We start from the raw sequence: 19,520 nt of genomic DNA on the forward strand, positions 1-19,520 counted from the left end.
CGCTAAAATCGCATAATATCGCTTACACATTGTCGTGGGGAACACGCTCCTCCCAGTGTTTTTCGACAACAAGTTCGTCGCCTTCCCAAGCGCGAAGATGTGCCTTGATGATAAAGGCATCCGGGTCGGCGCGCAGTGTCGTGCGGGTTTCGGACCGTATCGACCAGTCGTCGCGGCCGAGTCCATAGTGCCATTCGGTCTGCCCCCAAGCCCCCGTTACATCGCCCAGAGGCACGCCGAAGGTCTCATAACCCTGCTTGTGCATCGTAAGGTCATTGGCCAGAAGCCGCGTGATCCCGCCACCATCGGCGATCTGCATCTGCACCTCGCCGCGCGCGGCATCCTCGACGATGCGGAACCACGTATCGGGGTCGGCGACCTGTTCGATTTCGGGCGGTGGTCCTGCTTCCGGCGCGTCAAAATCGGCCAGCGTATCGTCCAGCGGTGCGGGCGCGCGCAATGGTAATTCAAGCGCGCTGCCCTCGGTGTGGATGCTCAATGTGACCGGTTCGGGCGACGGCCAGATCATCGGGAAATAACTGCTCGACAGGGCCAGTCGCAGGCGATGGCCGGCGGGCAGGGACTGGGCGACATGCTTCATCGGGACGATCACGTCATAGATGCGTCCGGGTTCGAGTGGTTCAGGCGTTTCATGCCCGTTGCGGTGGGTCAGGTTCAGCGCTCCGAAAGAAAGCCGCGTCGCCCGCCCGTCAGGGTGCACATCCACCAGCCGCGCGGCGATCTGGGCCGCGGGTTTGTCCACGCTCAGCCGCAGATGCACATTGGCGTCCCCGGCAAAGGAAAGCCCGCCTTCGGGCACCTCGATCTCGAAACACAGGCTGCCCGCATCATCGCGGCGCTGGTCCACCGGCGCATCGCCAGGTGTGGAGTAGCCGCACCATTTGCCAGACGCCATGCCGACATCGGCAGGGCTTGAATGGGGCCGTACCGCATTGTTTGGCGAGACATCCCTACTCAAACCGCCCTCTGGCGTAAGGTGAAACAACGTCCGCTCCACCTGTGGCGAGGGCCATGACGGTTCAGCGATCCAGCGTCCGGGGCGTTCGGTATAGTGCCCCCGCGGGGGCACACTGTCCTGCATGAAAAGCCGCAGCATCGGTTCGTCCATGATGCCGGTGTCGCGTCCTTTCAGCCAATGATCCCACCAGCGCAATTCCTCCTGGAGGAAGCCGATGGCAGGTCCGGGCTCGCCGAGATGCGGGTAGCGATGCGCCCAAGGCCCCACGAGCCCTTTTCTTGGTCCCTGAAGGTTCTCCATCAGTCGAAAGACGCTGCGGCAATAACCGTCGGCCCAGCCCGAAATCGCATAGACAGGTACCTGCACCTTCGACCAGTCCTCGCAGATCGATCCGTGTTTCCAGAATGCGTCGCGGCGCTGGTGCTCCAGCCAGTTCCTAAGCCACAACCCGCTACCCTCCAGCCGCTCGAGCCACATGTCGCGCCACTTGTTGCCGACGTTGGCCGGGTCTGGCGGCAGCGTGTTGCGTCCGAACATGATCGAGGCCCAACTGAGCTGTTCGCCCAGAAGGCAGCCGCCCAGATAGTGGATATCATCGGCGTATCGGTCATCGGTGGAACACAGCGTGATCACCGACTTCAGCGCGGGCGGTTGCAGCGCGGCGATCTGTAAGCCGTTGAAACCGCCCCAGGAAATGCCGATCATCCCGACATTGCCATCGCACCAGGGCTGCTTTGCGATCCAGGCGATGGCATCGCACCCGTCCTGCAGTTCCTGCGGCAGGTATTCGTCCACCATCAGCCCCTCGGAATCGCCCGCGCCGCGCAGGTCGAGCCGGATCACCGCATAGCCATGCCCGGCCAGATAGGGCTGCATCGAGGCATCGCGCGCAGTGGTGAAATCGTTCTTGCGATAGGGCAGATATTCAAGGATCGCCGGAACCGGCGCTTGCGCAGCACCCTCGGGCATCCAGATGCGCGCGGCCAGCTTGCAACCGTCGGGCATCTCGATCTCGGTGTGAAAAATCTCTTCGACCGGATGCGGAAATCGATCCATGTACTGCACGAGAAACCTCCTGAATGGCTCGGACAAGGACGCGGGCCGCGCCTTTCGTCGAGGCTAGCAGATTCGTGTCGCTCCAAAACTTCGCACGGCTTCGCGGATTGACGCGAAAATCGCGCCAAGTTACATAAGAGCATGTCGGAAGATCTATCCCAGAACCTCGCGCTGCTTTGCAGTTACCACCCCTCTATCGCCGAGGTGTGCCGCAAGCTGGAAATCAACCGCCAGCAATTCAACAAATATCTCGCCGGCAGCGCACGCCCCTCGCGCCACAACATGCGCCGTATCTGCGATTTCTTCGGCGTCTCCGAGGCGGAACTTTTGATGGAAGCCAGTCTGTTCGAGGGGATCATTGCGATCAGGCGCAAACCGGTTCAGCAAGAGGAGTTGAGCAAACCGCTGCGCCATCTCGACCGTCTGTATCAACGCAGTCAGAAGCTCGGAAAGTATGTTGGCTACTATTTTCGCTACTTTTACTCCTTCGGTAATCCCGGTCTGGTGATCCGCTCCTTGGCGCAGGTCTATAGTGAAGACGACAAATACTATTGGAAGAATATCGAGGTTCTGCGCGATCCCGCCACGGGCCGCTCGCGGGGGTTGAACAAATACGAGGGCGTGCTGTTCTATCTGGCCGACCGGATCTACCTGATGGAATATGAGTCGATCGAGTTGAACACGATCACCCAGGCCACGCTCTATCCCAGTCATCGCAGCCGTTTGGATATCCTGTTGGGTATTCAGACAGGCGGCCCGACGCGCCGCGGTCGCAAACCCGGGGCGTCAAAGGTTGCCCTGGAATTCCTGGGGCGGGATATCGATCTGCGGGCTGCGCTGAAACGGACCGGGTTGTTCGATCCGCGGGATGGCGCGATCCGGTCTGAAATTCTGAGGATGATCGAGAACCGGATCGAAAGCGGTGCATTCGTTCTGGACGTGGATGAGCCCTGAGGTGAAGGCGCGCTTGAACGACCGGCGTTCGGCAGAAGCCTCCGCCTTCGTGTGGCTCCGCGGCTTTGCGTGACGCATACTTGGCTGCTTCACCCTGGGTGAGGATCTGTCCGATTTGCGCGGCGCCATTCGGCGGCGGCGCAAATCGGAATTGACGTATCGGAACGCGGAAGGATGGGACCGCACACGGGTCAGCTTGCCGCAACTCCCGTATGCCTCGCCGACCATTCCAGCCATGCGAACAGGGTGACCGCAATGGCCTGTGCCAGTATGAAGGCCCAGCCCAAGGCATTCGGCGCGATGACGCCGATCATCGGTAACGCCAGGCTGGCGAGGACCCAGAGCAGGTTCCCTGCCACAATCACAAGCACCGCCCAGGCGGAGGCATGCGGGTCTCTGGCGGTGAGTACCATGAAGCCCGCGACGGGCAGAAGAAGCAAACCCGCCCAGAACAGCAGCGGCGCGGGGATTTGCGTTATCCGGGCGACGAGCCCCGAGGCGAGAATAAGTAGCAGCCCCATACCGGTGCAGGTCGCCGCGTCCAGAACTAGGATGGTCTTCAAGGTGCGTTGGTGAGGATATTCGGTCATTCTGAGCTCCGCTTGTTGGCTCCCACCGGGTGCGGGAGGTGAAGAGATGGGCCGAATATCTTGCCGCAATGAACGTCTGTCGATTACTTGAGAGGTAATTGGATCAGAGCAAATGGTCGGATAGGTCGCCAGCATGGAGCAGCAAGACACAGTAGGGTCTTTATTGAAGCAGTGGCGACATCGCCGCCGACTGAGCCAGCTTGACCTCGCGATCGAGGCGGAGATTTCGCAACGTCACCTCAGTTTCATGGAAACCGGGCGTGCGCACCCTAGCCGGGACATGGTCATGCAGTTGGCTGAACACCTTGGCGTGCCTCTGCGCGAGCGGAACGTCATTCTGAATGCGGCCGGATATGCGCCGCATTTTCCGCAGCGCCCTCTGGATGCGCCCGAACTTTCCGTGGCGCGCGAGGCAATCGACCGGATTCTGCGTGGACATCTTCCGCATCCGGCATTGGCTGTCGATCGTCATTGGACGCTGCTATCTGCGAATGCTGCCGTGGCTACCTTGCTGACGGACGTCGCGCCGCATCTGCTGGAGGGGAACGTGAATGTCCTGCGCCTCAGTCTCCATCCGGAAGGTCTCGCCCCGCGCATTCTCAACCTCGGTGAATGGCGCGGGCATATCCTGTCGCGACTGGATCATGAGATCGAGGTGACGGCGGACCCGCGACTTGCGACTCTCAGGTCCGAATTGTTGGCGCTACCATGCCCCGAGGCGGAAAAGCGGAAGCGGAGTCCGAACCGAACCCAAGAAATCGCCGTTCCACTTCGACTGAAGAGCGCCTACGGACCGCTGTCTTTCATCAGCACAACAACGATTTTCGGGACGGCTGTCGATGTTACATTGGCCGAAGTGACGATCGAGTCGTTCTTTCCGGCGGATCGTGAAACGGCTGATGCGGTGGCAGGCGGACTCAAGTAGGTGCAACTTCGTGTCTCGGAAAACCCTTAGTGGTAGACAGATACGCGTTTCGGATCTTGATCAGTTGGCAGATGCCATGCCGACGCGGGGCGCCAAGTTTCAAACCGGCGTTGGTGCCAACGAGGATGCAGAAGCAATCAAATGTGACCTGCTCTGGGGACGTCAACGCAGGTCGTTCATAAGTTTGTTGCTTCGACGCGCATTTAGGTAAGATTGTCGGGCCAGATGACCGGCAAGCCCGGCTCTGTGGCAGGTGTAGTTCCGGCCTTTTGGATCAGGTCAAGGAAACGGTTCTGAAATGCGGCGCAGATCGGGCTTGGGTTGCCGTTTTGCCGCAAGATGAACCCTACTGTCCGCAGCGCTGTGGGATCGTCCAGTGCAAGCGAGCACAGATCGTCATTTATCGACAGTGTTGCGAGGGCCGGCAAGATCGTTGCGCCGGCGCCGGCGCGCACCAATGCCAGTAACGAGATGACATTGCGCGCGCTGAGGGTGGATGCCACGTCGGGGTTGCCATTTCTGAAGTCGGGAAATCCAATTGTCGATTTGTTGCTGATCAACCGATGCCCCTGCAAGTCAGCACGTGTCAGGGGTGAAGTTGCGTGGGCAAGCGGGTGGTTCTTGTTGCAGACAAGGCGAAACGGGTCGTTGAACAGCGGAACGAATTGTAATCCTGCGCGGGGTTCGGGTTTTCCGCCGATGCCAAGTTCGACTTCGCCGGTTTCGACCAGCATATGTACACTGGCGCTGTCGGTATCTAGAAGCTCGATCCGGATGCCAGGGTGATCAACCAGCATGTCGGTCAGGATCGGTGGGAGAAGTTGCGCCGCGACCGATGGCACGGCAGCGATCCGAAGCGCCCCTTCGCGCCCGGCGGCAATTGCAGCAATGCGTTCGGTGGTGCGGTCGTGTTCGCGCAGCAGGTCGTTGGCAAGCTTGCGCACCTCATGGCCGAGCGCCGTCAGGGTATGCTTGCGATCGGTTTCGAACAAGGGCGCCCCGAGGTGCGATTCCAACTGCTTGAGAGTCATCGAAATCGCGGAAACCGTTCGCCCAAGGCTTTTGGCGGCGTCGCGTATGTTTCCGCAATCGGCGACGGTCACGAAAACACGCAAGGATTGGGTTCGGAGCATGTCGATTTATTTCAGAATTATTGAATTAAAATACACTTTAATTCGATTGATCTGAAAAATCTATCCCTCCTAAGGTGTAAGTTGGGGGTATGGCATGACAGATTTGACACTGACGCTGGATCAGGTTGAAGCGCTTGCAACGGAGACGCTGGTGAGCGCGGGGGCATCACGGCAACAGGCGGCTTCGGTCGCGCGATCGACCCGCCTGGCCGAGCGTGACGGTGTACGCAGCCACGGGTTGATGTACATTCCGATCTACGCCGAGCATCTGCGTTGCGGCAAGGTTCTGGGGGCCGCCGTACCAACGGTCACACGCCCGCGCCCCGGTGCGATCCATGTCGATGCTGCGCATGGATTTGCCCATGCCGCGATTGACAGCGGCTGGCCCGAGTTTGACGCGGCCGTGCGCGAGCAGGGCGTCGCGGCGATGGCGGTGTCCCGATCCTACAATTGCGGTGTCTTGGGGCATCACGCCGAACGGTTGGCCGAGTCCGGGCTGGTGGGGCTGTGTTTTACCAATGCGCCCGCCTCGATGGCGCCGATCGGGGGCACAAAGGCGGTGATCGGCACCAACCCCTTTGCGTTGGCGGTGCCCGACGGATCGGGCGGTGCGCGTCTGGTGATCGACCAGTCCGCCAGCGCTATTGCCAAGTCGGAGATCATTCTGCGCGCTCGTAAGGGCGAACCCATTGAGCCGGGCTGGGCGCTGGATGCAGCGGGTCACCCGACCGAAGATGCCGAGGCCGCGCTGGCCGGCTCGATGCTGCCTGTAGGCGGGCAGAAGGGCTTTGGTATGGGTCTGATGGTCGAGATTTTTGCCGCCGCGCTGTCCGGGGGCAACCTGGGGATGGAGGCCAGCCCGTTTTCGGGCCCCAAGGGCGGACCACCGGGCACGGGGCAATTCTTTATCGGCTTCGATCCCGCTGCGTTTTCAGACGACGGGTTTGGCGCGGCGATGACGCGGCTGACGGAAGCGATCACGAGTCAGGAGGGTGCGCGTCTGCCCGGTGCGCGCCGTGCGGCCAACCGCGCACGGATCGAGCGCGGGGGCGTCACGGTTGACGCCACGCTTATGGACAGGATCAAGGCCGCCTGAGGGGCGAGAAGGAGCGAGATGGCACTGGAAACCCGTAATTTCATCGCAGGCGAATGGCAGGACGGCGCGGCCACCATCGAAAATCGCAACCCGTCGGACCTGTCAGACGTGATCGGTGCATTTGCGCAAGCCAATGAAGCGCAACTGGATCAGGCATTGACCGCAGCGCATCGCGCGCAGGTCGAATGGGGCGCCACCGGCCCGCAAAAGCGCCATGACGTGCTGATGGCCATTGGCACCGAGTTGATGGCGCGGGCCGACGAGATCGGCACCCTGGTCGCGCGGGAGGAAGGCAAGCCAGTGGCCGAAGGCAGGGGCGAGGTTTACCGCGCGGGCCAGTTCTTTACCTATTTCGCGGCGGAAGCCCTGCGGCAGCTGGGCCAGACCGCCGACAGCGTGCGCCCGGATATCGAGATCGACGTGCGCCGCGAGCCAGTGGGCGTGGTAGCGATCATCAGCCCATGGAATTTTCCCGTGGCCACGCCTGCGTGGAAAATCGCGCCTGCGCTGGCCTTTGGCAATGCCGTGATCTGGAAACCCGCCAACCAGACACCCGCCAGCGCCGTGGCGCTAACGCAGATCATTGCGAAACAGGACTTGCCCAGGGGTCTGTTCAACCTGGTCATGGGGCCGGGGCGCGCGATCGGGCAGGCACTGTCGGAAAGTGCGGCGGTGGATGCGATCAGCTTTACCGGCTCGGTCCCCGTCGGGCGCGGCATTGCGGCGGCGGCCATTCCCAACATGACCAAGTTGCAGATGGAGATGGGCTCCAAGAACCCGATGGTGATCATGGAGGATTGCGACCTCGATCTGGCCGTGGCCCATTCGGTCAACGCGGGTTTTGGCGGGACGGGTCAGAAATGCACGGCCGCCAGCCGCCTTGTCGTTCATGAGCGCATCCATGATGCCTTTGTCGAAAGGTTGGTGGCAGCGGCGCAGGCGTTGAAAGTGGGTCACGCGCTGGAGGAGGGCACGCAGATCGGCCCGGTGGTCAGTGCGGACCAACTGTCCGCCAATCTCGACTATATCGAAACCGGCAAGCAAGAGGGCGCAGAACTCTTGTGTGGCGGCACGCGGCTGGAGCGCGCGACGGAGGGGCATTTCATGGCCCCTGCGGTCTTTGCAGGTACGCGCAACGATATGCGCATCAACCGTGAGGAGATGTTCGCCCCCATCACCTGTGTGATCAAGGCGGGCAGCTATGACGAGGCGTTGCATATCGCCAATGACACCGAATTTGGCCTGACCGCGGGGATCATGACCCGCGATCTGGCCCGCGCCACGCATTTCCGCCGTAACGCGCGGGCGGGCTGTGTCATGGTCAACCTGCCCACGGCGGGCACGGATTACCACGTACCCTTCGGCGGGCGCGGCGCGTCGAGCTATGGCCCGCGCGAACAAGGCCGCTATGCCGAGGAATTCTATACCATCGTCAAGACATCCTATATCCATTCGGGGGCTCCAGCATGACCCCACGCATCGACGCGCTGCAATATGCCAACTGGTCGGAGAAGATTTTCCGCCAGATGCGCGCGGGCGGTGTCGATGCGGTGCATGTGACCATCACCTATCACGAGACTTTTCGCGAGACGGTGCTGAATATCGAAGGCTGGAATCGCTGGTTCGAACGCTTCCCCGACCTGATCTTTCAGGGCTTTACCGCCGAGGACATAGATCTCGCCCGCCAGACCGGGCGCACCGCGATCTTTTTCGGCTCGCAGAACCCGTCCTGCATTGAGGATGATATCGGTCTTGTCGAGGTGTTGCACCGGCTGGGCCTGCGCTTCATGCAACTGACCTATAACAATCAATCGCTTCTCGCCTCTGGCTGTTATGAGTCCGAGGATACCGGCCTGACCCGCATGGGCCGCGAAGTGGTGGCCGAGATGAACCGCGTGGGGCTGGTGGTGGATATGAGTCATTCGGGCGAACGCTCGACACTCGACGCGATTGCCCAGTCCACGCGCCCCATTGCCATCACCCATGCCAACCCGGCAAGCTGGCACCCGGCGTTGCGCAACAAATCCGAACGGGTTTTGGCCGCGCTGGCCGAAAGCGGCGGGATGCTGGGCTTTTCGGCCTACCCGCACCACCTGCGTGGGGGCGGCGATTGCACCCTGGTTGAATTCTGCGAAATGGTCGCCCGCACCGCCGATCTGATGGGGGTTGAGCATATCGGCATCGGAACCGACCTGTGCCAGGACCAGCCTGACAGCGTTGTCGACTGGATGCGCACGGGCCGTTGGACCAAGGCGCGCGATTATGGTGAAGGCAGCGCCGACAACCCCGGGTTTCCGCCCATGCCCGAATGGTTCCACGACAACCGCGATTTCGGACGTATCGAGGCGGGCCTGCGCGAGGTGGGGCTTTCCCCTACGGAGGTGGCCGCGATCATGGGTGGCAACTGGGCGCGCTTCTTTGCCGATAGCTTTGGGCCTGCGCAACCCCTTCGACGGGAGGCCGCGCAGTGAGCTGCGCAGGGCAGAACCCCATGCTCGGTGCCGCGCGTTTCCGGCGTGACCCGGATGAGGTGATGCGCCTGGCCCGCATGGGGTGCAGCCATCCCACGCGCCTTTCCTTTCTGCGTCAGCTCTTGCGGCGGATGCGAACCGAAGGCTGGCGTTTCGACCGGCCGGTTTGGGATATCGACGCGCAGGGCGTGGGGCGGGCGGTTTACCGCGCCATCGGGCCTGTGCGCACCTACAGCCTTGTCGCCTTTGCGCATGACCTGCCGCCCGAGGCACGCTCGGATCGGGTGATCGCCACCGCCTGGGATGCGACTTTCGCGCTCTATGACGGCACGCCCGACGCTGACGATCTCGAGCGCCTTGCCGCCAATGTGCCGCTGCAAGAGGCGGGCCGCATCTCTTCAAGCGAATTGAGCCTGAGCCGGGCCAATCGTTCGGTGCGGCTATTCGACCACGTCGTGGACCGGTTGGCATCGGGTATGCAGCCTGATGCGGCGATGCTGCTGGAAACCGGCTATCTCATGCGGACCACCGCCGTTTATGGATCGGGAAAGTTCGGTGCGGCAGACCGCGCGGAGGTTGTCGACCGCCCCGAGATGCGCGCGCCGTTTCAGGCCGAGATGCTGTCGGTCTGGCTGACTCGCGCCTTCACCGTCGATCTGGTCGAGCATCTGGCGCGGGCACGCGGTGGCGAACGGGCTGTGCGGCTGGCGCCCGACCTCAAGCGCGGGCTGGGCGTGGGCAATTCCACCGGCCTTGGCATGGCACCGTTCCTGATCCGCCATCCGGTGCTCTTGAACAACTGGATGCTGGCGCGGGAAGAGGCGTTGGCGCGGGTGCGGGCGCAGGATACCGTGGGCGATGTAGAACGGACAGGGTTGCAGAACGCCCTGCGGGATGCGCAGGAGAATGCGCGCCTCTGGGCCAGCGCACATCCGATCCAGCAAACGAAACTGACCGAACTTCGCAGCAGTCTTGATCAGATCATGGTACATGTGGCGCAGGGTTGGGATCTAAGCGGGCCGCACCCTTGGAACGCGCTTTGGCGCTGGGGGCAGGACAACCTGCCGCTGGAAGGGCAAGAGGCGCTGCTCGCCGCGATGCTGGAGCCGCATGGCGCGCTGATCGACGGTCTGGGCGATTGCATGGACGCCGATGAGGGCGTGCATTTCCCGATTGATGGTGCCATGCGTGTCGCCGACCTGCGCGCTATCCTGCAAGCGCATTATGGATGGGCGCTGGATGTTGATTACACGGCACGCGAACATTGCGCCCGGTTCTGGTATATCTCCGAGGACAAGCTTGAACCGCGGCTGGGCGAACGCTTTGACGAACCGGGCGCCGAGCGCGAATTGCCGCTCGACACCGGGCGGCAGGCCGCGGCGCTTGGGCGCGCGCTCGAGGGGCAGCCGGACGACATGGCTGTCGCGCATCTGCTTTTGGCCCAGCCGGAGCATCGCCCGGCCTTGCGCCGTGCCCAGATCACCGCGCGCCACCCGTTCGCCGAAATCCGTGAGAACCTGATCGCGGCCGACATGCTGCCGATTGATCTCCTGCGTTGCAAACTGGCGTTTTTCGGCGCGACGCGGTTTGATCCGCGCTCGGATCGCTGGGTGCGGATCAGCCTGTTTCAGGGCGCGCCCTATCCTGATAACATGGGTGGAGGGTGCGCATGATGCATGATGTATCCGCAATGGGGCATGCCCGAACGGCACCGGCGTTGCATCTGTCGCTGTCCGAGATCGGAGCGCTGTCCTTGCGGGCCATTCGCGGCGCGGGCCGGTCATGGGGCGAAGCGGAAGAGGGCGCCGAGGCCGCGTGCTGGCTGGCCCGGGCCGGGCTGGATTGGGCAACTGCGCTGATCGGGGTTCTGTCCATCCCCATCAACTCGCCGCATTGCCCGTTGCGCGCGGGGATGGCGATCACGGATTTCTCGGACCTGCCCGAGAGCGCAAGCCATTGCGAACAAATGCTTCCTGACCTGCATCACCCGGGGTTTCTGTTGCCCTTTGCCGCGCGTACCGCTGCCCGGTCCGGGCAGACCCTACGGTTGACCTCGGACGGCGCAACTGCGATCCTTGTGCCGGGTGAGGCCCCGGCACTGACGGGTGACATCAACGCGACTGGCCCTTTGACTGTGCGACTTGGGCCGCATAGGGCGACTGAAACTGCAAGGTCGTGTTGGCCCCGGGCGCATTCCGGGACGATCGATTCCGGCCAATACGCCACTCTTACCGCCCTGATGCTATGCATCACTGTACCATCTTCGGCGGAGTCCTTGGCCGGGGCAGGCGCACGAGGCAGCGACAATGACTGACCCGCGCAGCCATGAAACCACGAACCCATCCACTTGAAAGGGAGACTGACCAATGAAGAGAACATTTATCGCAACAGCCTTTGCAGGGCTTGCGCTGCCGACCGTTGCACTTGCCGATTGCGGCGAGGTCTCGGTCGCCGAGATGAACTGGGCCTCGGGGCAGATCATCACCCGGATCACCGAGTTCCTCATGGAGCAAGGTTATGGCTGCGACGTGACGGTCGTACCCTCGGCGACAACCACGGCGATCACCTCGCTGGCCGAAAACAACGAGCCCGACATCGTGCCCGAGCTCTGGGTCAACTCGGCCCCGGCCTATTTCAAGCTCAATGAAGAGGGCAAGGTGCTCAAGGCCACTGATGTCTTCTCGGAAGGTGGCAGCGAGAACTGGTGGGTGCCTGACTACCTTGTCGAGGAACACCCCGAACTGGCCACAATCGAGGGTGTGCTCGCCAATCCCGAGCTGGTGGGCGGACGGTTCCACAACTGCCCGGACGGCTGGGGTTGCCGGATCGCCAATGACAACCTCGTGAAGGCGTTCGACTTCGAAGGCCACGGGATCGAGGTGTTCAACCATGGATCGGGCGACACGCTTCCCGCCTCGATGGCCTCGGCCTATGAGAACGAGGAACCGTGGTTCGGCTACTACTGGGGTCCGACGGCCATCCTCGGCCGCTACAACATGGTCGCGGTGGATATGGGGCCGCATGACCCGGACATTCATGCCTGCAACCAGACCCAGGATTGCGAGAACCCGGGCATCTCGTCCTATCCTGCCGCGCCGGTGCTGACCGTGGTGACCGCCGATTTCGCCGAGCGTAATCCGGATATCTTCGAACTGGTGAGCAACATCTCGTTCGGGACGCAGGAGTTGAGCAACCTCTTGGCATGGCAAGCCGACAACAGTGCTTCCGCCGAAGAGGCCGCAGTCTATTTCCTGACCCAGAACAAGGACACCTGGGAGGGTTGGGTGAACGATGCTGCGGCTGAAAAGCTCGGCGAGATCATCCAGTAAAACCTGCCATTGGCGGGGCCGCGCCACGCGCGCGGCCCCGTTTGCCCAATAAACAAGACAAGGTCCGTCAAGGGCCTGCGCAGGGAGAGCCGAACAATGGCGACATATGATTTCATTTTCAACGGGCTCGGCCTGCGGGACTGGTGCGACAAAGACGCGACCACTGGCCCGATGAGCATGGCCGATCTGCTGGCTCAAAGAACGGGGGGCGGGCCGACGACCTCGGCCTGGGATCTGCCATTTCCCTCGCTTGACGCGCTCAACAAGGCCTGTCCGGCCATCGCCCGTACGCGCGACCTGACCAAGGGCGTCGAAACCAGTTTTCTCGACATCAAGGACACGCTCAAGATTGTGCTCGATCCCGTAACCCAGCCGCTAAGCTGGTTTCTTGAAGGCGCGCTTTACGCCTTCCAGAACACGCCGTGGTTCATCATGATTCCGCTCTTGCTGGCGCTGGTGTATTTCGCGTCGAAGTCGCTGAAACTCGTCGGCTTCGTGGCCTTCTCGATCCTCTTTCTTGCCTTCATCGACCATTACCACTTCGCGATGCAGACGCTGGCAATCATCTTTGTCTGTGCGTTCTTATGCGTGCTGTTGGGTGTGCCCATAGGCATCGCCATGTCCCGAAGCGACACGATGCAGCGCATGACCATACCGGTTCTGGACATGCTCCAGACGCTGCCGCCCTTTGTTTATCTCATTCCGCTGATCTTCCTGTTCTCCGTGACCGAGCCAAAGCTCTACGGTATCGCCATTATCCTCTACGCCATCGTGCCGGTGATCCGACTGACCGATCTGGGTATCCGACTGGTGGACAAGGAGGTGATCGAGGCCGCCGACGCCTTTGGCATGACCGACCGGCAAAAGCTCTACGGCGTGCAAATCCCGCTGGCGCTGCCCAATATCATGGCGGGTGTGAACCAGACCATCATGATGAGCCTTGCGATGGTGGTGATCGCCTCGCTCGTGTCGGCACCGGGGCTGGGCGTTCTGGTCCTGCGCGGTATCCGCAACCTCGAGCTGGGTGTTGGCCTCATTGCGGGTCTCGGCATTGTGCTTCTGGCGGTGATCCTCGACCGGGTGACCAAGGCGGCGCTCGCGCGCGTCAATGCCGCGAGTGCGGCGCAGAGAAACTCATGAACGGGGCCGCACCGATGGAAAAAGACGTCAAGCTTTCGATCCGCAATCTCTACAAGATTTTCGGCCCCAATCCCATGCGCGCGCTTGAACATGTGCGCGCGGGCATGGGCAAGCCCGAGCTGTGGGAAAAGCACTGCCATGTGCTGGGCTTGCAGGATATCAACGTCGATATTCAAAGCGGCGGGATCACCGTCATCATGGGGCTGTCGGGGTCGGGCAAATCGACGCTGATCCGTCACCTCAACCGGCTGATCGAGCCCACGGCAGGCGAGATCCTGCTCGATGGCGAGGATGTGCTGGCCTATGACGAAAAGAACATGCGGCGGCTGCGGCGCCACGAGATGTCGATGGTGTTTCAGCATTTCGCACTGCTTCCGCACAAGACCGTGCTGGAAAACACCGGCATGGCCCGCGCCGTGCGCGGCGAGAGCAGGGAAGACTACCAGGATGACGCGATCAAATGGCTCAAACGCGTGGGCCTCGACGGGCAGGAAGGGCAATATCCGCATCAACTCTCGGGCGGGATGCAGCAACGCGTCGGCATCGCCCGTGCGCTGGCCTCCGACTCGCCGGTCATGCTGATGGACGAGGCATTTTCGGCGCTCGATCCGCTCATCCGCACTGACATGCAGGATCTGTTGCTCGAATTGCAGGAGGAGTTGCAGAAAACCGTGGTCTTCATCAGCCACGATCTGGACGAGGCGCTGAAACTTGCCGATCACCTTGTGATCCTCAAGGACGGGATGATCGTCCAACAGGGCGAACCGCAGGAAATCCTGCTGAATCCGAATGATCCCTACATCGTGGACTTCATCAGTGACATCAATCGCGCCCGCGTGCTTCGGGTACGTTCCGTCATGGATACGTCCCCGGATGACCCGCCCGCTGTTGCGGGTGAGGTTGATGCCGATGCAACGCTGGAATCCGTTATCGCCCTGTCGGGCGGGGATACTGCATTAAGCTACAAAGTCCTGCGCAATGGGGAACAGGCCGGTTACCTGAACATGCAGAAACTGGTCCGCGCGCTGGTGCCGACGGAAGCATCGCGGGATGGCATGCGAAAATCGTCTCCCGCAGGCTCCGCCTGAACAGTTCATGACCGAAGCTGTTGTAGCGCAAGGGTAGTGGCGCCCTTCGCGCCGGGCGTCACTCCATCGCTTCCAGCTCGTCGATGAGCCCGGAAATCATGCCGAGCCCCTTGTCCCAGAATTTCGGATCGCTGGCGTCGAGGCCGAAGGGGGCGAGGAGCTCCTTGTGGTGTTTCGAGCCACCGGCGCGGAGCATGTCGAAATATTTGTCCTGGAAGCCGTCGGGGTTTTCCTCGTAGACCGCGTAAAGCGCGTTTACGAGCCCGTCGCCGAAGGCATAGGCATAGACATAGAAGGGCGAGTGGATGAAATGCGGGATGTAGCACCAGAAATTTTCGTAGCCGTCCATGAAATCGAAGGCCGGGCCAAGGCTTTCGCCCTGGACGCTCATCCATAGCGCGCCGATGTCTTCGGGAGTGAGTTCGCCGCCGCGCCTTGCGTCATGCAGTTTGCATTCGAAATCGTAAAACGCGATCTGGCGGATGACGGTGTTGATCATGTCCTCGACCTTGCCCGCGAGCAGCACCTTGCGCTGGCTTTGGGATGTGGCGTTGTCGAGCATCCGGCGGAAGGTGAGCATTTCACCGAAGACGCTGGCGGTTTCGGCGAGGGTCAGAGGCGTATGGCTAAGCATTTCGCCCTGATCGGCGGCCAGAACCTGATGCACGCCGTGGCCCAGCTCATGCGCGAGGGTCATCACGTCGCGCGGTTTTCCGAGGTAGTTGAGCATGACATAGGGGTGCACCTCGGTCACGGTGGGGTGGGCAAAGGCGCCCGGGGCTTTGCCGGGTTTCACGCCCGCGTCGATCCAGCCGCGGTCGAAGAAGGGGGTCGCGATCTCGGCCATGCGCGGATCGAACCCTTCATAGGCGGTCATCACCATCTCGCGGGCGTCGTCCCACGCGATGGTGCGCGGCTCTTCGAGTGGCAGGGGCGCGTTGCGGTCCCACACCTGCATCCGGTCGAGCCCGAGCCATTTGCGCTTTAGTTCGTAATAGCGGTGCGAGAGTTTGGGGTAGGCGGCGGTGACGGCGTTGCGCAGGGCCTCGACCACCTCGGGTTCAACATCGTTGGAGAGGTGCCGCCCGGTTTGTGCGCTCGGCATGTCGCGCCAGCGGTCGATGACCTCTTTCTCCTTGGTCTGGGTGTTGTGGACGCGGGCGAAGGTTTTCACGTTCTCGTCGAAGACGCGGGCCAGTTCGCGCGCGGCGGCCTCGCGCTTGGCGCGGTCTGGATCGGTGAGCAGGTTGAGCGTGCCCTCGATGCCCAACTCGTCGCCGTCGACGTTGAATTCCAGCCCGGCGATGGTTTCGTCAAAGAGCTTTTCCCAGGCATCGCCGACGACGCCGAGGTCGTGGAGGAATTTTTCGAGCTCGTCGGAGAGTTGATAGGGCTTCATCGCGCGGATGCGGTCGAAAACGGGTTTGTAGCGCGCCAGATCGGCGTTGGCGGAGAAATGCGCGGCCAGCCTGTCATCTTCGACACGGTTGAGCTCGAGCGTGAAGAACACCAAGGGCGTGGTGAAATTGGTGATCTTTTCCTGAAGGTCGGAAAGGAACTTGGCGCGGTCGGCGTCGGTGGTCTGTTGGTAGTAGCGCAGCCCGGCATAGGACATGATGCGCCCGGCGCGGGTGTTGATCGCCTCGTTGCGCTGCACACAGGTCAGAAGTTCGGCCGCGTCGAGGCCTGCGAGCCGACCCTCGTAATCGGCGGCGAAGCTCGCGCATTCCGTTTCGAGCCAGTCGAGATCGGTTGCAAGCTCGGGCGCGTCAGGGGCGGTGTAGAGGTCGGAGAGATCCCATTCCGGCAGGTCGCCGAGATCCTTGTTCCCGTTTGTGGCATTGGAATCGCGGACGGGAAAGGGCAGTTGGAACATGGGAAAACCTCTGTGCATCATGGATCCGGCCAGACATAGGCCGGGCGCGGTGCGGTCTCAAGGGCGGATCGCTTGCCAATCGCCTCGCAGGCCGTAAGGTGCGCACAGGTCATGGAAGATCATTGAGGGAGCGAGACATGAAATATGTGCGGTTTGGCGACGTGGGGCAGGAAAAGCCCGGGATTCTGGACAAAGACGGTCGGCTGCGCGAGTTGGCGGGCGTGGTCGGCGACATCACGGGCGATGTTTTGACCGATCTGCCGGTTGTGGATCCCGAGAACCTGCCGCTGGTGCAGGGCAACCCGCGCCTCGGGCCGTCGGTGGGCGCGATCGGCAAGCTGATCTGCATCGGGTTGAATTATTCCGACCATGCCGCAGAGGCGGGTATGGAGCCGCCGGCGATGCCTATTGTCTTTATGAAGGCCAATTCGGCGATATGCGGGCCGAACGATACGGTGCTGTTGCCGCGCGGATCGAAAAAGGGCGATTGGGAGGTCGAACTGGGCGTGGTGATCGGCAAGAAGGCCAAGTATGTCAGCGAGACCGAGGCGCTGGATCACGTGGCGGGATACACCATCGTCAATGACGTGAGCGAGCGGGCATTCCAGACCGAGATGTCAGGCCAATGGACCAAGGGCAAGAGTTGCGACACGTTTGGCCCCGTCGGTCCTTGGCTGGTCACGCCGGACGAGGTGGACGACCCGCAAGGGCTAGACCTGTGGCTCGATCTCAATGGCGAGCGGGTACAGACCGGCAACACGTCGAAGATGATCTTTAGCGTGGCGCAGATCATTTCGCATCTAAGCGCGCTGATGAGCCTCAACCCCGGCGACGTGATCGCCACCGGCACGCCGCCGGGCGTGGGCATGGGGATGAAGCCGCCACGGTTCCTGAAAGAGGGCGACGTGATGGAACTTGGTATCGAGGGGCTGGGTGTGCAGCGCCAGGAGGTCGGGCGCGACGGATGATCAGGCCCCGATGGCATGGGGCGTGCCGTTGGCGTGGTCGGCGAAGAAGCGGCACATCCGGTCGAATATCCGGGCGCGGGTAGCGGGGCCTTCCATCAGAACTTCGTGCTCGCCGCCTTCGATCATCTCAAGCTCGCCGTTTGGCCAGCGTGCCATGCGTGCGGTCACCCGGTCGGGTTCGACGATGCGTTCGTTGCTGCCCAGAAACGTGATGGTTGGATGATGCGGTGACCGCAGACGACCGAGTGCGCGGCATTCGCTGAGCGCCTCGTGCAGCCAGCGCAGCGACGGCCCGCCGAGCAGCAGTTCGGGATGGGCGCGGCCCTGGTCCTGCATGTAGGCGAACATATCGGGGTCGGTGGTGAGCAGGTTGTCTTCGAACGGGGCGATCATCACGTAAGAGTCGCCGCCGGTGCCGGGCGCATTGAGATGGCCGAACCCGAACATCTTGCCCCCCCATGCCAGCGCCCATGCCGCGGGGCGGGTGGTCGGTGCCATGGCGATCCCCCACATCGGTGCGGAAAAGGCGGCAGCAGTGACGGGCAGGCCCTCGTGCAGCGCCCGCAGCCCGATGCAGCCGCCCATGGAATGGGCCAAGAGGAAGAATGGCCGGGGCAGGCCGAGGGATTCGGCGGCGGCCACCATCGCCTTCACGTCCTTTTGATAGTCGGAAAACCGGTGGACATGGCCGGTGACTGGGTCGTCGACCATGCGATCGGCAAGGCCCTGCCCGCGCCAATCGATGGCGAGGGTTGCATAGCCGCGCGACAACAGATCCCGCGCCGCGCGGCCGTATTTCTCGATATACTCGGTACGGCCGGGAAAGAGCAGGATGGTGCCGTGTTTCGCCCCGTCCTCCGACCCGTGCCCCCATGCACCGATGCGAATGCGCAGACCGTCATCCGTTGTGAGCCACCACGCGGTCCCGCCCTTGGGCCCGTCGGCGATGTCTTCGAAAAACGGTGCGCTCTCCATGGCTTAGCCGATAACCGACCCGAGTTGCATGGCCATGCCCATATCGCCATCGACCGACAGCTTGCCGGACATGAAGGCGGCGGTGGGGTTCAATTCGCCCGAGAGCATGGCGCTGAACGTATCGGCGTCGGCGGTCAGGGTCACGTCGGTGTCTTCGTCGGCCGCGCGCGCGCCAGCGCCATCGACGACGATAGATCCTTCGCCCTCGATCACGAATTTGGCCGAGCCGGAGAAGCCCTCTCCGCCCATCTTTTCATTGAGGGCCTCGACGGCCTGGGTGATCACATCGCTCATCTTCATTGCCTTTCTCAGTTCGAATGCGGGGGTGCCATTTTCCACAAGCGGCGTTAAACTCGGTCACACTATGAGCATGTTTCGACCCGATCTCAAACCTATCGTCGCGGCAGCCATCGGGCTAGTCATGTATTCCATGCCTTTGGCCGCTGAAGGCGACCGGCTGGACGAGTTGTTCGACCGGCTGGAGGGGGCCGCTGATTCGCGGGATGCGGCACAGATCGAGCGTGAAATCCGTATGGAATGGCGCAAATCCGGCTCGCCCGCGATGGACCTTTTGCACAAGCGCGGGCGCACGGCGCTGGAGCGAGAGGACTTCGACGCGGCGATCGAGCATTTCGGCGCGTTGATCGACCATGCGCCGGATTATGCCGAAGGGTGGCATGGCCGGGCCAAGGCGTTTTTCGCGCAAGGGCGCCACGGCCTCGCACTGGCCGATCTGGAACGCGTGCTGACGCTTGACCCGAGACAATACGAGGCGATTTTCGGGCTGGGGGTGATCCTCGAACAGCTGGATCGGCCCGGCCCGGCCTATGACGCATTCGGGCTTGTGCTCCGGCTGCATCCGCACCATGAACGGGCGGCAGAAGCGATCAAGCGGCTCGACCGTGGGGTGAACGGCGTCGAGCTCTGAACCGGAGACGAG

Annotated in this window: 18 protein-coding genes; 12 read left to right on the plus strand and 6 right to left on the minus strand. The window is 62.2% G+C overall.

Annotated features, from left to right (window positions below; all coding sequences use genetic code 11):
• Positions 1-22: 22 nt before the first annotated feature.
• The gene (locus FLO80_RS19350) at positions 23-2,035 is read right to left on the minus strand and encodes a CocE/NonD family hydrolase (RefSeq protein ID WP_111367515.1); all 2,013 of its coding nucleotides are present in this window, start codon (positions 2,033-2,035) and stop codon (positions 23-25) included.
• 141 nt (positions 2,036-2,176) lie between these two features.
• Between FLO80_RS19350 and FLO80_RS19355 the strand changes: the two genes are divergently transcribed.
• Positions 2,177-2,989 (plus strand): helix-turn-helix domain-containing protein, encoded by an 813-nt coding sequence (locus tag FLO80_RS19355; RefSeq protein WP_111367517.1) that lies wholly within the window; start codon positions 2,177-2,179, stop codon positions 2,987-2,989.
• A 191-nt stretch (positions 2,990-3,180) separates the two neighbouring features.
• On the opposite strand, the gene FLO80_RS19360 is transcribed toward FLO80_RS19355, so the two are convergent.
• Complete coding sequence (locus FLO80_RS19360) at positions 3,181-3,579, minus strand: hypothetical protein (protein ID WP_111367519.1); 399 nt, start codon at positions 3,577-3,579, stop codon at positions 3,181-3,183.
• Between the two features lie 133 nt (positions 3,580-3,712).
• Between FLO80_RS19360 and FLO80_RS19365 the strand changes: the two genes are divergently transcribed.
• Positions 3,713-4,504: a helix-turn-helix domain-containing protein gene (locus FLO80_RS19365; protein ID WP_111367521.1), complete on the plus strand. Its 792-nt coding sequence runs from the start codon at positions 3,713-3,715 to the stop codon at positions 4,502-4,504.
• Positions 4,505-4,707: 203 nt separating this feature from the next.
• Here FLO80_RS19365 and FLO80_RS19370 read toward each other — a convergent pair whose 3' ends face one another.
• A complete protein-coding gene (locus tag FLO80_RS19370; protein WP_111367523.1) occupies positions 4,708-5,637 on the minus strand; it encodes a LysR family transcriptional regulator in 930 nt (309 codons plus the stop codon).
• Between the two features lie 94 nt (positions 5,638-5,731).
• Here FLO80_RS19370 and FLO80_RS19375 point away from each other — a divergent pair, with 94 nt between their 5' ends.
• From FLO80_RS19375 to FLO80_RS19410, 8 genes are all read left to right on the plus strand, one after another.
• Positions 5,732-6,733: an Ldh family oxidoreductase gene (locus FLO80_RS19375; protein ID WP_111367525.1), complete on the plus strand. Its 1,002-nt coding sequence runs from the start codon at positions 5,732-5,734 to the stop codon at positions 6,731-6,733.
• An 18-nt stretch (positions 6,734-6,751) separates the two neighbouring features.
• Positions 6,752-8,203 carry an aldehyde dehydrogenase family protein gene (locus FLO80_RS19380; protein WP_111367527.1) on the plus strand — a complete coding sequence of 484 codons (1,452 nt, stop codon included), beginning with the start codon at positions 6,752-6,754 and terminating at the stop codon, positions 8,201-8,203.
• Positions 8,200-9,204 carry a membrane dipeptidase gene (locus tag FLO80_RS19385; protein ID WP_111367529.1) on the plus strand — a complete coding sequence of 335 codons (1,005 nt, stop codon included), beginning with the start codon at positions 8,200-8,202 and terminating at the stop codon, positions 9,202-9,204. The genes FLO80_RS19380 and FLO80_RS19385 overlap by 4 nt, the downstream gene beginning before the upstream one ends.
• Positions 9,205-9,224: 20 nt before the next feature.
• The gene (locus FLO80_RS19390; protein WP_111367531.1) at positions 9,225-10,877 is read left to right on the plus strand and encodes a hypothetical protein; all 1,653 of its coding nucleotides are present in this window, start codon (positions 9,225-9,227) and stop codon (positions 10,875-10,877) included.
• A complete protein-coding gene (locus FLO80_RS19395) occupies positions 10,874-11,518 on the plus strand; it encodes a DUF3726 domain-containing protein (protein WP_111367533.1) in 645 nt (214 codons plus the stop codon). Before FLO80_RS19390 ends, FLO80_RS19395 begins: the two co-directional genes overlap by 4 nt.
• Before the next feature lie 52 nt (positions 11,519-11,570).
• Positions 11,571-12,533, plus strand: coding sequence for an ABC transporter substrate-binding protein (locus tag FLO80_RS19400; protein ID WP_111367535.1), 963 nt, complete (start codon positions 11,571-11,573; stop codon positions 12,531-12,533).
• Positions 12,534-12,629: 96 nt separating this feature from the next.
• On the plus strand, positions 12,630-13,673 hold the full coding sequence (locus FLO80_RS19405) for an ABC transporter permease (RefSeq protein ID WP_111367537.1): 1,044 nt from the start codon (positions 12,630-12,632) through the stop codon (positions 13,671-13,673).
• Positions 13,674-13,687: 14 nt separating this feature from the next.
• Positions 13,688-14,761 (plus strand): betaine/proline/choline family ABC transporter ATP-binding protein, encoded by a 1,074-nt coding sequence (locus FLO80_RS19410; protein ID WP_111367808.1) that lies wholly within the window; start codon positions 13,688-13,690, stop codon positions 14,759-14,761.
• Between the two features lie 58 nt (positions 14,762-14,819).
• On the opposite strand, the gene FLO80_RS19415 is transcribed toward FLO80_RS19410, so the two are convergent.
• Positions 14,820-16,637: a M3 family oligoendopeptidase gene (locus tag FLO80_RS19415; protein WP_111367810.1), complete on the minus strand. Its 1,818-nt coding sequence runs from the start codon at positions 16,635-16,637 to the stop codon at positions 14,820-14,822.
• Positions 16,638-16,774: 137 nt separating this feature from the next.
• Between FLO80_RS19415 and FLO80_RS19420 the strand changes: the two genes are divergently transcribed.
• Positions 16,775-17,605 (plus strand): fumarylacetoacetate hydrolase family protein, encoded by an 831-nt coding sequence (locus tag FLO80_RS19420; protein WP_111367539.1) that lies wholly within the window; start codon positions 16,775-16,777, stop codon positions 17,603-17,605.
• On the opposite strand, the gene FLO80_RS19425 is transcribed toward FLO80_RS19420, so the two are convergent.
• Positions 17,606-18,580 carry an alpha/beta fold hydrolase gene (locus tag FLO80_RS19425; protein ID WP_111367541.1) on the minus strand — a complete coding sequence of 325 codons (975 nt, stop codon included), beginning with the start codon at positions 18,578-18,580 and terminating at the stop codon, positions 17,606-17,608.
• Between the two features lie 3 nt (positions 18,581-18,583).
• Positions 18,584-18,874 (minus strand): SCP2 sterol-binding domain-containing protein, encoded by a 291-nt coding sequence (locus FLO80_RS19430; RefSeq protein ID WP_111367812.1) that lies wholly within the window; start codon positions 18,872-18,874, stop codon positions 18,584-18,586.
• Positions 18,875-18,944: 70 nt separating this feature from the next.
• Between FLO80_RS19430 and FLO80_RS19435 the strand changes: the two genes are divergently transcribed.
• Complete coding sequence (locus tag FLO80_RS19435) at positions 18,945-19,508, plus strand: tetratricopeptide repeat protein (RefSeq protein ID WP_111367543.1); 564 nt, start codon at positions 18,945-18,947, stop codon at positions 19,506-19,508.
• Positions 19,509-19,520: the final 12 nt, after the last annotated feature.

The sequence above is a fragment of the Aquicoccus porphyridii genome, from assembly GCF_008369105.1.
Taxonomy (GTDB): Bacteria; Pseudomonadota; Alphaproteobacteria; order Rhodobacterales; family Rhodobacteraceae; genus Aquicoccus; species Aquicoccus porphyridii.